The sequence below is a fragment of the Providencia manganoxydans genome (genome assembly GCF_016618195.1).
Taxonomy (GTDB): Bacteria; Pseudomonadota; Gammaproteobacteria; order Enterobacterales; family Enterobacteriaceae; genus Providencia; species Providencia manganoxydans.
The window spans coordinates 3,220,939-3,235,739 of sequence record NZ_CP067099.1; the positions used below are offsets into that span (position 1 = coordinate 3,220,939).

Sequence of the window (14,801 nt, forward strand, 5' to 3'; positions counted from 1 at the left end):
CCATGTTCATCGGCTAGCTTCACTTGCCGCCTATCTGCATCTTGAATGACTTAAAGTTACATAATAGTAATTCCGTTATACTTCTCAGTCTTCGCTAATGCGACTACCTACCGCCCCTTGCTGATTTTTATATTTCGCATCTTGCCGACTATTATAAGGGCGATCAGCACTACCTGATAATGGTTCAAAACTTAATGCACCAATTACCATTCCCGGACGCAGGGCTAGTGGCAATTTGCCTGAATTATAAAACTCTAACACAATTTGCCCACACCAACCGGGATCAATTCGATGCGCTGTCACATGCACCATTAGCCCTAATCGTGCTAATGATGAACGTCCATCCAGCCACCCAACAACGTTATCAGGCAGGGTAACAGACTCAAGTGTGACTGCAAGTGCCAATTCGCCTGGGTGAAGGAAAAAAGGCTCATCATCTTTAAGAATGATTTCATCACTCATCACGCGATCGAGTGCCGCGTTAACTTCATCTTTCGGGCCACTTAGGTCAATAAAAGCGGCGGTATGGCCTCGGAAAACACGAAACTGATTTCCTAAACGGACATCAGCAGTAGCTCCATTGATCCTCTCAATTGGTGGACGAGGGTTAATAACTAACTTTCCTTCATCCAACCATTGAATAATATCGCGGTCACAAAGACGCATGACAGAATCCCCCTTCATCATTTTGTCGCCTTAAAGCCCCTTGGGCTAGTCTTGGCAAAATTCGCCGATTTTCGCTTTCAAGATATCAATGGCTACGCGGTTCTTACCACCACGAGGAACAATAATATCGGCGTACTGCTTCGACGGCTCAATAAATTGTAAGAACATAGGACGAACAGTTTTATTATATTGTTCAATAACCGAGTCCAGTGTTCTACCTCTCTCATTTACATCACGTTTTATCCGACGCATCAAGCAAATATCAAGAGGAGTATCCACAAAAATTGAAAAATCCATCTCTTCCCGTAAACGTTTATCCGTTAGCAACAAGATCCCTTCAAGAATGATGACTTTTTTAGGTCTGAAATGGATAGTGGTGTCTTTGCGGGTATGAGCAACATAGTCATATTGAGGAATTTCAACGGATTGGCCGTTTTTTAGAGCTTTGAGATGTTGGTAGAGCAGACTGTGATCCATAGAATTTGGGTGGTCATAATTCACTTTTAACCGCTCTTCCATAGGGATATCAGCTTGGTCTTTATAATAACAATCTTCTGGTATAACACCGATATTATGATCACCGACCTTTTCCCTGAGTTCCCGATAGAGAGTACTCGCGATAAGGCTTTTTCCGGATGCAGAAGCTCCCGATATACCTACAATGGTACAGTGATGCGCTATGTCAGTCATAAAATGGTAACCTGGTTAAATAAATCTGAAATGAAATGCATAACTTCATATACCCGAAATAATTCGAAGTGCAACTAAGCGACCAATGAGCGCAATCACCATGCCTCAACGCAAGGCGCTACAACTTGAAGTATGACAAGTAAAAATTATGGTTGGCGAAATTATAGAGGCTAATGACGTGAGGTTCCAGCACCGCAAAGCAAACAAGCTAAAAAAACGCCAAATATCAATAAAAACCATCATAAGAAGTGTATATTTTAAAGCGTTTAGAGTGTAGCGCGGCACCAAGTCACAACGCTACAACTTGAAGCATATGGATATATTTAAAATTTTTTACGCCCTTCTAACGCCGCTATACGATTTTCAATCGAAGGATGCGTTGAAAATACCGAATCACCTTTATTAAAGATATAAGCGGCACTGCGGTAGGCATCACCAGTACTCGAATGATCATACTCTGTTTTTTCATGTTTCCCTGAAATTTTTCTCAATGCGCTGATCATCGCTTGATTATCTGTTGTTAAATCAACGGCTGCGGCATCAGCCATATATTCGCGGGTTCGTGAAAGATAAAAATAAAGAATTTGCGTGATCCAAGGCAAGACAAAATTGAGTACTAATAAAATAATTTGCGCTTTGTTCGAAGCACTATTACGGCTACGACCCGCTGTACGAATAAATAACTGACTAAAGATATTGGTAATAGTGAGGATCACATTCGCTAAAATACCGACATATAAGGTTAATTTAGAGTCACCATGAATAATATGACCGATCTCATGAGCCATCACGGCTTGTACTTCTTGCCTATTTAGCGTCTCTAATAAACCTCGAGTCACCCCTACTAGGGCATTTTTTGATGTCCAACCAGCAGCAAAAGCATTTGGTTCATCACTTTCTAAAATATATAAACGGGGAACATAACGCAGAGTCGCACTTAAACTTAACTCTTCTAATATATTACACAACTGCCTTTCTTCGGGTGTACTGGCATTTTCAGCCGTAATTTCTTTTGCATCCATCCCCGCCAACATCATTTTATGACCGCGATAATGAATATAAATCAGCCCTAAAAAAGTGAGCCCTAAAATAATTAAAGTTGCCACTGGTAACTGTTGAAAAGTGACAAACGCCAGTAAATTTTCAAAAAAACCAATTCGTTCATCAGGATGGGTGGCAGTGTCCGCTAATAATCCCACAATCAGCATGATAAAAATATAACTAATCACCACTAAACGGGTACGAATATTATTTTTACGTATGATGTCTCTAAAATCCATAGCATTCCCTATATGACTAATTTGCTCAAAGCATTGCACTTTGAGCAAACAGATCAATAACAGCCATTTTTAATCAAAATTAATACGGCGAGACTCTTCGCTTTTAATTGTTTCTTCATCAAGACGCCAATAGTCTTTATCGATTTTTAGGCTAGGAATAATACCAACAATAAATACCGCAGGCATTGATGCAATATAGGCTTTATATGCTTCTAATGCACGATTGTAGCCACGTTTTGCAAATGAAAGTTTGTTTTCTGTTGAAACTATCTCTTCTTGCAAATTCGCCATAATCGCATCCGATTTCAACTCAGGATATGCTTCTACAGCAACATTAATTGCCCCGCTGCTCACCATTTTTGACAACGCATCTTCCGCTTCACGTGCTTGTGCTCCTGTCGCATTCTGTGCCTGCGTTCTTAGCTCAGTTATCTTACTAAAAACTTCAGATTCATGGCTTAAATACTTTTTGACCGTTGCCAACAAACTATCAAATACTTTTCCGCGGCGGTCTAATTGCACTGAAATCTCCGTTTCGCTTGAAATAACAGCCTCACGCATTGCGACAATACGGTTATAAAAGTAAATAACAATCAGTACTAATACGACAATCAAAATTAAAAATTTCATAGTCACCTTTTAGGCTTCCGCCATAAATAAAATCGAATACGCAACACAAATATACTCTATATAATTCGAGATGCGGCTAGGCGACAATTAAATAAGTCGCTAGGAACATACATCAGTATGTGACTGTCGTCAGTAAACACAGTCACTGGCAGCTTAACGAAAAGCGCTGCAACTTGAAGTATGACAAGTATAATTAAACTATTCTACGCTATCACAATAAAATAGCGAAACAAGTAAACGATAAATAAGAATAAGTTGAGGGAAAAATAATTTGGAAGGAATAAATATTAAAGGATCTACATAATTAAAGAGTAGATCCTTTAAGCTTACTGGATTTTATACTGCGCGGAATGAAATCTCTGTTGGGATTTTATCACCTTCCCAATACATCAATGAAGAGATATTAGAAGCAATTTCGCGATAAATATCAGCAAACTCGCCTTCAGGATCACGCATCACTGTAGGCTGGCCACGGTCTAAGTCTTCACGCAATGAAATATGTAGAGGGATTTGTCCTAACAGCTGGGTATTATATTTTTCAGCCAGTTTTTCAGCACCACCGGTACCAAAAATAGGTTCAACATGACCACAGTTGCTACAAATGTGCGCACTCATATTTTCAACCACACCAAGTACAGGAACGTTAACTTTCTTAAACATAACGATCCCTTTCATTGCATCAACCAATGCAATATCTTGTGGCGTTGTTACTACAACAGCACCTGTTACTGGGATATTTTGTGAAAGTGTTAACTGAATATCCCCCGTTCCCGGCGGCATATCGATAACCAGATAATCTAAGTCAGGCCATAAAGTATCTTGCAACATCTGCATCAGTGCTTTACTTGCCATAGGACCACGCCATACCATCGCATTGTCATCAGTAACTAAATAACCGATAGAGTTGGTGGCCAGACCATATGCCATAATAGGCGCCATGTGTTGACCATCTGGAGAGGTTGGTCGCTCCATGGTGGTTCCTAACATGTTTGGAATCGATGGGCCATAAATATCAGCATCAAGAATACCGACTTTCGCTCCTTCTTGTGCCAAAGCCAGTGCTAAGTTGACAGAGGTACTGGATTTACCCACCCCACCTTTACCTGAGCTCACCGCCAAAATATTACGAACACCATTAATACCCGCTAAATCATTAGCACGTTTTAGTGTCGTGATATCATGACGCAGTTTCCACTCAACCGCATGAGCACCGGTTACTTTTTTCAATTCTGCCGTTTTTTCGCTGATCAGAGCCTGAAATGGCCCTTTCCACACAAACGGCATCACTAATTCGACATGCAACACATTATCCAACAGTGCACAATGATGTAATGCTTTGATAGATATCAGATTACGTTTCAGTGTTGGGTGTGTAAATGAAGCCAAAACAGTGGAGACTTTTTCAGTCAGCAGTTCTGGATTGTTCTGCTCGGGGGATTTATCGTTCATCCCGGCTCCTTTATGTTATATTTTTAACACTATACTCCAAATAATTCGAGCTGCAGTTAGGCGACAAGTGAAGATAGTCGGGGAGCATAGATAAACTATGTGACTCGGCTAGCTAAACGTAGTCAACAACGCTGCGGCTTGAAGGATTTAGGGTATATGATACTTTGACTACTATTCATCATACCAGAAACCATCAAAATAGTGAGCGCCTTACCAACTAAAAGACACTCAACAGCAAAAAAACCCTTTTTTGTCTGATTTGGCAATTAATATCCTATTACCCTAGCAGCGAAAGTTGTGATCGGGTAACATCAAAGTCCCTTTTTATTAATGGAAGTAAGATCATTACTATGTCTCAAGTCGCAAATAAACTATTGGTAACCTGTGCGTTACCGTATGCTAACGGTTCAATCCATCTCGGTCATATTCTGGAGCACATTCAGGCTGATATTTGGGTCCGTTATCAGCGAATGCGCGACAAAGAGGTTCATTTTATCTGTGCAGATGACGCACACGGCACGCCAATCATGTTGAAAGCCCAACAGCTGGGAATTTCACCGGAAGAAATGATTGCAGCAATGAACCAAGAGCATCAGGAAGATTTTGCTGGTTTTGCTATCAGTTATGATAACTATCACTCGACCCACAGTGAAGAAAACAAGCAGCTATCAGAACTTATCTACAGCAAATTAAAAAATAACGGTTTTATTAAAAACCGTACTATTTCACAACTGTACGATCCTGAAAAAGGCATGTTCCTACCAGATCGCTTCGTAAAAGGTACTTGCCCTACCTGTAAAGCAGAAGATCAGTATGGCGATAACTGTGAAGTGTGTGGCGCAACTTACAGCCCAACAGAACTGATTAACCCGCGTTCTGTGGTGTCTGGCGCTACGCCAGTAATGCGTGAAACAGAACACTTTTTCTTTGACCTACCTGCATTTAGCGACATGCTACAAGCTTGGACTCGCTCAGGTGCGCTACAAGAACAAGTCGCCAATAAGATGCAAGAGTGGTTCGAATCAGGTTTACAACAATGGGATATTACCCGCGATGCGCCGTATTTCGGTTTCGAGATCCCTGATGCACCGGGTAAATACTTCTATGTTTGGCTAGACGCACCAATTGGTTACATGGGGTCATTTAAAAACCTCTGTGATAAGCGTGGCGACCTCAATTTTGATGAGTTTTGGAATAAAGATTCAAAAACCGATCTGTATCATTTTATCGGTAAAGACATCGTTTATTTCCATAGCTTGTTCTGGCCAGCAATGCTTGAAGGCAGTGAATACCGCAAACCAACCAATCTATTTGTTCATGGTTATGTCACCGTTAATGGTGCAAAAATGTCTAAATCACGCGGGACTTTTATTACTGCTCGCGCCTATTTAGATCACCTTGATGCAGATTGCTTGCGTTATTATTATGCCGCTAAGCTTTCATCTCGTATCGATGATATCGACCTGAACTTAGAAGACTTTGTGCAACGCGTAAACAGTGACATCGTCAATAAAGTGGTTAACTTAGCATCCCGTAACGCCGGTTTTATCGCTAAACGTTTTGGCGGTAAATTATCAGCAACATTAGCTGATCCTGAGCTGTATCAGCAATTTATTGATGCAGCACAGTCAATTGGTGAAGCCTATACTAGCCGTGAATACGGTAAAGCTGTGCGTGAAATTATGGCACTCGCCGATATTGCTAACCGTTATGTGGACGAAAAGGCGCCATGGGTTGTTGCAAAACAAGAAGGCAAAGACCAAGAACTGCAAGATATCTGCTCAATGGGTATCAATTTGTTCCGTGTGTTAATGACTTACTTGAAACCTATTTTGCCAGGCCTTGCAAAACGTACCGAAGCATTTTTGAATGTCGAACTAACATGGGACTCAATCGCTACGCCATTAACTCATCATGAAGTCGCGCCATTTAAAGCGCTGTTCTCACGTATTGAAATGGCAAAAGTTGAAGCAATGGTTGAAGCGTCTAAAGAAAGCATCAAACCCGCTAAAGTTCTGACTGGCCCACTTGCAGATGATCCTCTTCAAGAAACCATCAGCTTTGATGATTTTGCTAAGGTTGATCTGCGTATCGCGTTGATCAAACAAGCTGATTTTGTTGAAGGCTCTGATAAGTTACTAAAACTGCAACTGGATATTGGTGGTGAAACTCGCCAAGTTTTCTCTGGTATTCGTAGTGCTTACCCTGATCCAAAAGCACTTGAAGGCCGTTTGACTATCATGGTCGCAAACTTAGCTCCGCGTAAAATGCGTTTTGGGCTGTCAGAAGGTATGGTAATGGCTGCTGGCCCCGGCGGAAAAGATATTTTCCTACTGAGTCCTGACAGCGGTGCTCAACCAGGTATGCAAGTAAAATAAAATAGCGGATCCTACCTAGGAAAGAGCGAATAATTAAATGAGAAGCAGAGGATCCTTGATCCTCTGCTTTTTTTTCATCTTTTAACTGTGATCTCTAGCACAATAATAAAGTTAATTGTATGATGAATGCACTTAGCGTAATAGGACGAGTCTCATGTCATTAAAACATGTGCTGATAACCGGATGGCAGTATTTACGCGCTTTTGCGATTCTTTATCTCTGCCTGATCATTGGGAACCTGTTATCAACACTTCTGCCATTTTCTGTTCCCGGTAGTATCATCGGTATGCTAATACTGTTTGTGCTACTCGCTCTTCAAATTGTGCCTGCGCACTGGGCGCAACCTGGTTGTTCAATATTGCTAAAGAATATGACGTTATTGTTTGTACCTATTGGTATCGGCATCATGAATTATTATAGCCAATTAAGCGAACAACTGGTTCCAATCCTTGTTGCCTGCTTTATTAGTACGTTAGTAGTGATGGTTGTGGTTGCTTTCAGCTCTAACTATATCCATAAAGAACGTCAAATTGTTGGTGTAAAACCAGACGAGGTTCCTCTTCCCCCTGAAGAGCCAACTCATATATCACCGGATAATCAGCAAGATAAGGGGGATGGAAAATGTTAGAACATATTTGGTGGTCACTACCGTTAACTATTGCCGTTTTTTATCTGGCACGGATTTTGTCGATTAAATTAAAACTACCACTATTAAACCCATTATTAGTGGCGATCGCGATTATTGTTCCGTTACTCATTTTTACCAATACCCCTTATGAACACTACTTTGCAGGCAGTAAAATCCTTAATGACCTGCTACAACCGGCGGTTGTCGCACTCGCCTTTCCTCTTTATGAGCAAATGCATCAAATTCGTGCCCAATGGAAATCACTGTTTAGTATCTGCTTAGCCGGCAGCTTAGTGGCTATGTTTACTGGTACATCGATTGCCTTATGGTTAGGTGCAACACCCGACATTGCCGCCTCTATCTTACCAAAATCCGTTACGACCCCAATCGCCATGGCTGTCGCTGATTCAATCGGCGGAGTTCCCGCAATTAGTGCTGCTTGCGTGATTTTTGTGGGTATGTTGGGAGCGATGTTTGGCCATTCCTTATTTGATGCCCTACGTATTCGTACACATGCTTCAAGAGGGTTAGCAATGGGGACTGCGTCTCACGCATTAGGTACTGCCCGTTGTGCAGAAATCAACTATATTGAAGGCGCTTATAGCTCATTAGCATTAATGACTTGTGGGATCATTACCTCTTTACTCGCTCCGTTTATCTTCCCAGTCATACTCCATCTTTTCGGCTAAACTCAATACAATATGAGAGAGGCTTATCGCCTCTCTCAACTTATTGACGAAGTGGAATGAAATCAGTTTTTTTCCGCTTCGTGTTATCAGCCGAAAATCAATAATTTGATTTTCCTAATTTAGGTCAAATAACCTCAACGACTACCGCCAAACAAAATACGTTTGTCAGCAGTCAGTCAGAGGCTTACCGCCAAAAACTTGAGATACATCTCTCAATTACACAATTTGTTTCATTAATTTCATAGAAAAAGAGATATTAATCACATATTAAGTGATAATTTATTACATATACTCTAAACACTTGAGATGCAGCTGAACGGGAACCCCATAACTCACGAAGAGCGTAGAAAGTATCCCCCAATGCAAAACGCTGCAATTGAGTATAAAAAATGTAAGTAAGTCACTAGGAGAACTACTCATGCATTCAAGATTTAAGTCCGCTTGGTCTCAACTCCCAGAAAAGTTACAAGTTGCGCTCAGACCCATTATTGATACACCTGATTTTCAAGCGATGCTGAGTGCCGAACAAGTTAATCAGATTAAGGCTGATTGCGGTTATAGTGACAGCGAGCTGGCATTTTTATTATTACCTTTCGCGGCGGCCTATGCTGTTACCCCAATTTCGCACTTTAATGTCGGGGCTATTGCCCGTGGTGTAAGTGGTAACATCTACTTCGGCGCTAATATGGAATTCAGTGGCGTCGCTATCGCGCAAACTATCCACGCAGAGCAATGTGCCGTGACCCATGCATGGTTAAAAGGTGAAAAACAGTTGGCTTCGATCACGGTCAACTATACGCCATGCGGTCACTGCCGACAGTTTATGAATGAATTACGTGGTGGTGGTAAAATTGAAGTACACCTCCCTGAGCGTCAGCCAGCAACATTACATGATTACTTACCTGATTCATTTGGCCCATCCGATTTAGAGATCACAACTCTGCTAATGGATACTGTCGATCATGGTTACAGCACACCGAGCCGTAATCGCTTGTTATGTGCGGCTATTGAGGCAGCAAACCAGTCACATGCACCTTATAGCCAATCGCATTCAGGTATTGCACTACAGTTAAAAGATGGTTCATTATTTACTGGTCGCTACGCTGAAAACGCCGCCTTTAATCCAAGCTTGCCACCACTCCAAGCCGCATTAATTATGATTAATTTAGCGGGCAAAGATATGCATTCTATCGAGCAAGCGGTATTAGTTGAAAAGCAAGATGCAATTGTTAAGCAATGGTGTATTACGGAGAACACTTTGCAAGCACTCGGCTGCCAGCAAAAAGAAGTGAATTATTTAGATTAATTTGTTAAACATTTAATTGCCGCCATTTATTTGGTGGCAATTATTTAATGTATTTTGCATATACCTTTTTATGTAACTGACTAATTTCTTTAAAATTAATATCACCATCAATAGTACTATTTCCTTGTTTAAATTTTCCTTCAAGGAATTCAAGATAACCTTCTGCCATGTCCATCTGCATCTGTTTAAGTTGCTTTGCTGTGAATATTATCTGATGCTCAAAAAGAACCGCACGAAAGTACTGCATTGCAACCATTGAAAAGATACTGTCTTCTGCCAACATACTTTTGGCTAATATAGGATAACGTCCCGTGTATCCTGTTAGCTGTTGGTTATCTAATTCACGGTGATTAATTAAATGATATTTTGATGTATTTTGATTATTGAGGTAATTATTGTTATTGCTATTAATTGTATTCGCAGATACTGATAACGATATAAGAAATAAAACAGCGGATAATGATAGTTTTTTAAAATGAAAAAAATCGGCTATTCCAGTAAGTCGTCTCATTAAAATTCCTTTTATTGAAAATAACCATACAATGATTATTTATCGAAAATGAACATACATCTTTTATAGAATGACATAAAATAAAATCTTGTAGCAATATATGATAAAAATACTAACTATGTCATAACCTATACTTTAAATAATTCGAATTGCAGGTCAGCGATAAACAAAGATAAATGGAGAGCATATACAAACGCTATAATTCAGTAAACGTAGCGCAGTCACTATCCCCTAACGAAAAGTGCGACAAGTGAAGATAGGCAAGGAGAATATACTCTAAATAATTCGAGCTGCAGTTAGGCGACAAGTGAATGAGTCGCTAGGAGCCTACATAAGTAGGTGACTAGTGCGAGTGAGCGTAGTCAACAACACTGCAACTTGAAGTATGACGAGTATATTGCTATTTTAATATTTCTTAGGAAGGATATGTTCTGAGTATACCGTTGTTCTTTTTATCCTTTTTAACCATTTACATATTCTGGATTTTTCTTCTTTAGATGCATACTTTACTTTTTCTTCAACCATACGAATAATATTCGCGATAAATATGTATTTTTTACTTTCTGTTTTTGCACTTAACATGATTTTCCAATAAGCTTCTTTTTGGTGATCATTTAATAAATCAAAAGGAACAGTTAAGATCCATACATCGTTAGGCAAATTATAATCATTTATTATTTTATTATATATTACATTGGCTTTTTTATAGTTGATATCATCAATATGATACTCAAGGCCTTTATCATCATCTATTTTTTTATTAGTCAAATCTATATATTCAAATTTATGTGCACAAATAATAGAATTAATTAAATTATCACTAACCGGTAAACTATGTTCCTTCATTACTTGTTTAAAATAATCAATCATTATAATACTAAAAGGTGACATATAATTTAATTGTGCCTCCTTTTCTTTTTTTAGCTCTTGTGTATAGAGATAATCATCAACAATACTTATTGTTTTTTTAAATTCACCCCGTGATTTTGCCAAACAAATAAAACTGAACAATATATTTATTATAAAAATAAGTATTAACCTCATAACTTTTTTATCATAAAGAAAAAAGCTCATTCTCCCCCCTCATAGGCATTATTAGGATAGAATATTCGTATTAATGATAAAGCAAAGAAAAGTTGTCTTCATCAACTTTCAAATAGTTTCGAATTGCGATTGGAATATTAAACACATTAAATCAGAAACTATCAACATATAAAAAACAATACTATAAAAATATTAAAAATAAAAACACTGGTCAATATATAATAAGGTATGGAATTAAATAATAAATTCGTTAGGTTATTTTTTAAATTATATCAATCTGATAATCGGGATTATGGCAAGTATCCACCACATCGCCCTTAGACTCAGCATACTGAAGATAGTCTTACTTACGATAACAATCTCTTAGGTAGTACAGTTTCTCTGTTGATTTAAATTAGCTATTATGCTGTTTATTATACAAATAATATTATTTAACATTTATTTTAACTCTTTGTATCAATAATCACTGTACATATTTTTTGTTTGCCTTAGGATCTATCCCGACTGTTGTTTTTTAATCGTCCAAAGAGTGATATTTCATGGAACATGAATACGAAACAAAACGCCCTCTGTACATACCTTATGCGGGCCCTATCCTGCTAGAATTTCCTTTATTGAATAAAGGCAGTGCCTTTAGCGAAGAAGAACGTGCGAGTTTTAACCTGTATGGTTTACTGCCTGAGCAAGTTGAAACTATCGAAGAACAAGTAGAACGCGCTTATCGCCAGTTAATCGACTTCAAAACAGATATCGATAAACACATTTATTTAAGAAACATTCAAGACACCAACGAAACCCTATTCTACCGTCTAATTGATGCGCACCTCACTGAGGTGATGCCAATTATTTATACCCCGACGGTTGGTGAAGCGTGTGAACACTTCTCTGATATCTATCGTCGTGCTCGTGGTTTATTCATTTCTTATCCAAACCGTGAATACATCGATGATATGCTGCAAAATGCCACTAAACAAAACGTGAAAGTGATTGTAGTCACTGATGGTGAGCGTATCTTAGGTCTCGGTGACCAAGGTATCGGCGGTATGGGGATTCCTATCGGTAAGCTTTCTTTGTATACCGCTTGCGGTGGCATCAGCCCAGCTTATACTTTGCCGATCGTGATTGACGTGGGAACCAATAACCCACAGCGTCTAAATGATCCGCTGTATATGGGATGGCGTCATCCACGTATTACTGGCGAAGAATATGACCAATTTATTGACGAATTTATTCAAGCCGTAAAACGCCGTTGGCCAAATGTGCTGTTGCAATTTGAAGACTTTGCGCAAAAGAATGCAATGCCATTGTTAAACCGTTATCGCGATGAGCTTTGCTGCTTTAACGATGATATTCAAGGTACCGCATCGGTAACCTTAGGTAGCTTGATCGCGGCTAGCCATGCTGCTGGCAGTAAACTGAGCGACCAACGAGTGACTTTCTTAGGTGCAGGTTCCGCAGGTTGTGGTATTGCTGAACAAATTGTTGCGCAAATGAAATCTGAAGGTTTGAGCGATGAGCAAGCACGCTCACGCATTTATATGGTTGACCGTTTTGGCTTGTTAACCGATAAACTCCCTAACTTGCTAGATTTCCAAAGTAAATTGACTCAAAACAGTGGCAATTTAGCTGACTGGGATGTGAACAGCGATTCAATTTCGTTATTAGATGTGGTCCGCAATGCTAAGCCAACTATCTTGATTGGTGTTTCAGGTCAAGCAGGTTTGTTCACCGAAGAAATCATCAAAGAGATGCACAAACACTGTGAGCGCCCAATCGTCATGCCACTGTCTAACCCAACATCACGTGTTGAGGCTCGTCCAGAAGATATTATTAACTGGACTGATGGCAAAGCGTTAGTCGCAACAGGTAGCCCATTTGCACCAGTATCCTATAAAGATAAGGTCTACCCTATCGCTCAGTGTAATAACTCTTATATCTTCCCAGGTATCGGCTTAGGAGTGATTGCTTCAGGCGCTAAACGCGTCACTGAAAATATGCTAATGGCAGCCAGCCGCGCGTTAGCTGAGTGCTCTCCACTCGCTAAAGCGGGTGATGGTTCACTATTGCCACCATTGTCTGATATCCAACAAGTTTCGCGTTTTATTGCGAAACAAGTTGCGAAAGAAGCGCAGGTACAGGGTGTCGCTACCGTGACCTCAGACAGTGCATTGGAAGAGGCAATTGAACGCAATTTCTGGAAACCTGAATATCGTACTTATAAACGGACATCATTCTAATTTCCGAATAGGTTAAAGGCGCTATTTAGCGCTCTTAGACTGTTGACAAACCTATCATGTTTGGCGGTAGTCGTTAGGGTTCTGAAATAAACGAGGAAAATCAATTTATTGATTTTCGGCTGATAGCACTGAGCGGGAAAACCACGCTTTATCTCGCTTCGTCAGCAACCTCAGGGCGCTATTTAGCGCCCTTTTTAGTTTTTGACCTCATTTTTCAGATATTGGATATAAACTAAAATTTTGGCACATTTTATACTCTAAAGATCCAGCACCACTAACTAATGAATTGAGTCAAAACTCTTGTAGCTTAAAGTATGGCAAGTATAAATATTATTATAAGGACTTAATATGTCTGAACAACCAAACTACACACCACCTGCATCCAAACCGCGTATTTCATTGAAAGCCATGGCATTAACGCTGATCCTTGTGCTATTCAATATCGCTGTTTATTTTTATCAAATCGCCTTTGCATCACCGCTAGAATCGCGAGAAAGCAACTTATTGTTATTTGGTGCAAATATCTACCAACTCTCACTAACAGGTGATTGGTGGCGTTATCCCATCAGTATGATTTTGCATTCAGATGCAATGCATATTGGTTTTAATAGTCTTGCCTTATTAGTCATTGGTATTGAATGCGAACGGGTTTATGGCAAATTTAAATTATTATCTATTTATATTATTTCTGGCGTCGGTGCAGCCTTATTTAGTGCCTACTGGCAATACCAAGAATCACTCAAGGCAGTTGATTCATTTAGTTTATATATGCCAATAAATAATACGGTGTATATTACTATCGGTGTAGGTGCATCAGGCGCCATTATGGGGCTAGCGGCTGCATCAGTGATCTATTTGTTCAAAACGATTAATTCACCAGATGTCCCTGATATCGAAAATGCCAAACTAAAACGCCAGCTATACAATATTATTGCCATGATTGCGTTAACTTTAGTTAATGGTATGCAGTCTGGAGTGGATAATGCAGCGCATGTGGGGGGTGCCGTGATTGGTGCATTGGTTAGCTTAGGCTATGTAATTTCAGCAAAGAAATCCTACCTTATTGACCTGTTGATTACCGCAATAGCTGCTGCTTTGCTGATATTTGCTATCTACAGTATCTCTTTCTCAACCGATGAAGATTTATTGTTTGAACGTGAATTTATTTATCAAGAAATCCAAAAAGAAGTGACTGATGCAAATCAGTAATGAATATCCCCTTGGTATAACCAAGGGGATCATTAATGGCATTTCTTCATTATCATTCAGATTGCAGCGTTTTCGCTCGAATAT

Annotated in this window: 13 protein-coding genes; 6 read left to right on the forward strand and 7 right to left on the reverse strand. The window is 39.6% G+C overall.

What is annotated here, in order from left to right:
• Nucleotides 1–84: 84 nt before the first annotated feature.
• The 5 genes from dcd to apbC form a co-directional block, all read right to left on the reverse strand.
• Entirely contained in the window at nt 85–666 is a 582-nt protein-coding gene (dcd, locus tag JI723_RS14585; protein ID WP_070924956.1) for a dCTP deaminase, read from the reverse strand.
• 45 nt (nt 667–711) lie between these two features.
• Entirely contained in the window at nt 712–1,356 is a 645-nt protein-coding gene (udk, locus tag JI723_RS14590) for a uridine kinase (RefSeq protein ID WP_272581040.1), read from the reverse strand.
• A gap of 323 nt (nt 1,357–1,679) precedes the next feature.
• Nucleotides 1,680–2,636, reverse strand: coding sequence for a zinc metalloprotease HtpX (gene htpX, locus JI723_RS14595; RefSeq protein WP_272581041.1), 957 nt, complete (start codon nt 2,634–2,636; stop codon nt 1,680–1,682).
• 69 nt (nt 2,637–2,705) lie between these two features.
• On the reverse strand, nt 2,706–3,266 hold the full coding sequence (locus tag JI723_RS14600; protein ID WP_070924959.1) for a LemA family protein: 561 nt from the start codon (nt 3,264–3,266) through the stop codon (nt 2,706–2,708).
• 336 nt (nt 3,267–3,602) lie between these two features.
• On the reverse strand, nt 3,603–4,715 hold the full coding sequence (gene apbC / locus JI723_RS14605) for an iron-sulfur cluster carrier protein ApbC (RefSeq protein WP_070924960.1): 1,113 nt from the start codon (nt 4,713–4,715) through the stop codon (nt 3,603–3,605).
• Nucleotides 4,716–5,065: 350 nt separating this feature from the next.
• On the opposite strand from apbC, the gene metG reads away from it, so the two are divergent.
• The 4 genes from metG (at nt 5,066) to cdd (ending at nt 9,716) form a co-directional block, all read left to right on the forward strand.
• The gene (metG, locus tag JI723_RS14610; protein WP_070924961.1) at nt 5,066–7,093 is read left to right on the forward strand and encodes a methionine--tRNA ligase; all 2,028 of its coding nucleotides are present in this window, start codon (nt 5,066–5,068) and stop codon (nt 7,091–7,093) included.
• Nucleotides 7,094–7,247: 154 nt separating this feature from the next.
• A complete protein-coding gene (locus JI723_RS14615) occupies nt 7,248–7,721 on the forward strand; it encodes a CidA/LrgA family protein (protein ID WP_070924962.1) in 474 nt (157 codons plus the stop codon).
• Nucleotides 7,715–8,410, forward strand: coding sequence for a CidB/LrgB family autolysis modulator (locus JI723_RS14620; RefSeq protein ID WP_070924963.1), 696 nt, complete (start codon nt 7,715–7,717; stop codon nt 8,408–8,410). Before JI723_RS14615 ends, JI723_RS14620 begins: the two co-directional genes overlap by 7 nt.
• A gap of 418 nt (nt 8,411–8,828) precedes the next feature.
• The gene (cdd, locus tag JI723_RS14625; RefSeq protein ID WP_272581042.1) at nt 8,829–9,716 is read left to right on the forward strand and encodes a cytidine deaminase; all 888 of its coding nucleotides are present in this window, start codon (nt 8,829–8,831) and stop codon (nt 9,714–9,716) included.
• A 40-nt stretch (nt 9,717–9,756) separates the two neighbouring features.
• On the opposite strand, the gene JI723_RS14630 is transcribed toward cdd, so the two are convergent.
• Both JI723_RS14630 and JI723_RS14635 read right to left on the reverse strand, forming a co-directional pair.
• Nucleotides 9,757–10,227, reverse strand: coding sequence for a hypothetical protein (locus JI723_RS14630; RefSeq protein ID WP_319068766.1), 471 nt, complete (start codon nt 10,225–10,227; stop codon nt 9,757–9,759).
• A 405-nt stretch (nt 10,228–10,632) separates the two neighbouring features.
• Complete coding sequence (locus JI723_RS14635; protein WP_272581048.1) at nt 10,633–11,301, reverse strand: hypothetical protein; 669 nt, start codon at nt 11,299–11,301, stop codon at nt 10,633–10,635.
• A 509-nt stretch (nt 11,302–11,810) separates the two neighbouring features.
• On the opposite strand from JI723_RS14635, the gene JI723_RS14640 reads away from it, so the two are divergent.
• Nucleotides 11,811–13,508, forward strand: coding sequence for an NAD-dependent malic enzyme (locus JI723_RS14640; protein WP_070924968.1), 1,698 nt, complete (start codon nt 11,811–11,813; stop codon nt 13,506–13,508).
• A gap of 348 nt (nt 13,509–13,856) precedes the next feature.
• Nucleotides 13,857–14,717 carry a rhomboid family intramembrane serine protease gene (locus tag JI723_RS14645; RefSeq protein WP_272581049.1) on the forward strand — a complete coding sequence of 287 codons (861 nt, stop codon included), beginning with the start codon at nt 13,857–13,859 and terminating at the stop codon, nt 14,715–14,717.
• The last annotated feature ends 84 nt before the right edge of the window (nt 14,718–14,801 follow it).

Coding starts and splice junctions, on each gene's coding strand:
- dcd (WP_070924956.1), bottom strand. CDS start 666: ATGCGTCTTTGTGACCGCGATATTATTCAATGGTTGGATGAAGGAAAG.
- cdd (WP_272581042.1), top strand. CDS start 8,829: ATGCATTCAAGATTTAAGTCCGCTTGGTCTCAACTCCCAGAAAAGTTA.
- JI723_RS14640 (WP_070924968.1), top strand. CDS start 11,811: ATGGAACATGAATACGAAACAAAACGCCCTCTGTACATACCTTATGCG.
- udk (WP_272581040.1), bottom strand. CDS start 1,356: ATGACTGACATAGCGCATCACTGTACCATTGTAGGTATATCGGGAGCT.
- apbC (WP_070924960.1), bottom strand. CDS start 4,715: ATGAACGATAAATCCCCCGAGCAGAACAATCCAGAACTGCTGACTGAA.
- JI723_RS14630 (WP_319068766.1), bottom strand. CDS start 10,227: ATGAGACGACTTACTGGAATAGCCGATTTTTTTCATTTTAAAAAACTA.
- JI723_RS14635 (WP_272581048.1), bottom strand. CDS start 11,301: ATGAGCTTTTTTCTTTATGATAAAAAAGTTATGAGGTTAATACTTATT.
- htpX (WP_272581041.1), bottom strand. CDS start 2,636: ATGGATTTTAGAGACATCATACGTAAAAATAATATTCGTACCCGTTTA.
- JI723_RS14620 (WP_070924963.1), top strand. CDS start 7,715: ATGTTAGAACATATTTGGTGGTCACTACCGTTAACTATTGCCGTTTTT.
- JI723_RS14600 (WP_070924959.1), bottom strand. CDS start 3,266: ATGAAATTTTTAATTTTGATTGTCGTATTAGTACTGATTGTTATTTAC.
- JI723_RS14645 (WP_272581049.1), top strand. CDS start 13,857: ATGTCTGAACAACCAAACTACACACCACCTGCATCCAAACCGCGTATT.
- metG (WP_070924961.1), top strand. CDS start 5,066: ATGTCTCAAGTCGCAAATAAACTATTGGTAACCTGTGCGTTACCGTAT.
- JI723_RS14615 (WP_070924962.1), top strand. CDS start 7,248: ATGTCATTAAAACATGTGCTGATAACCGGATGGCAGTATTTACGCGCT.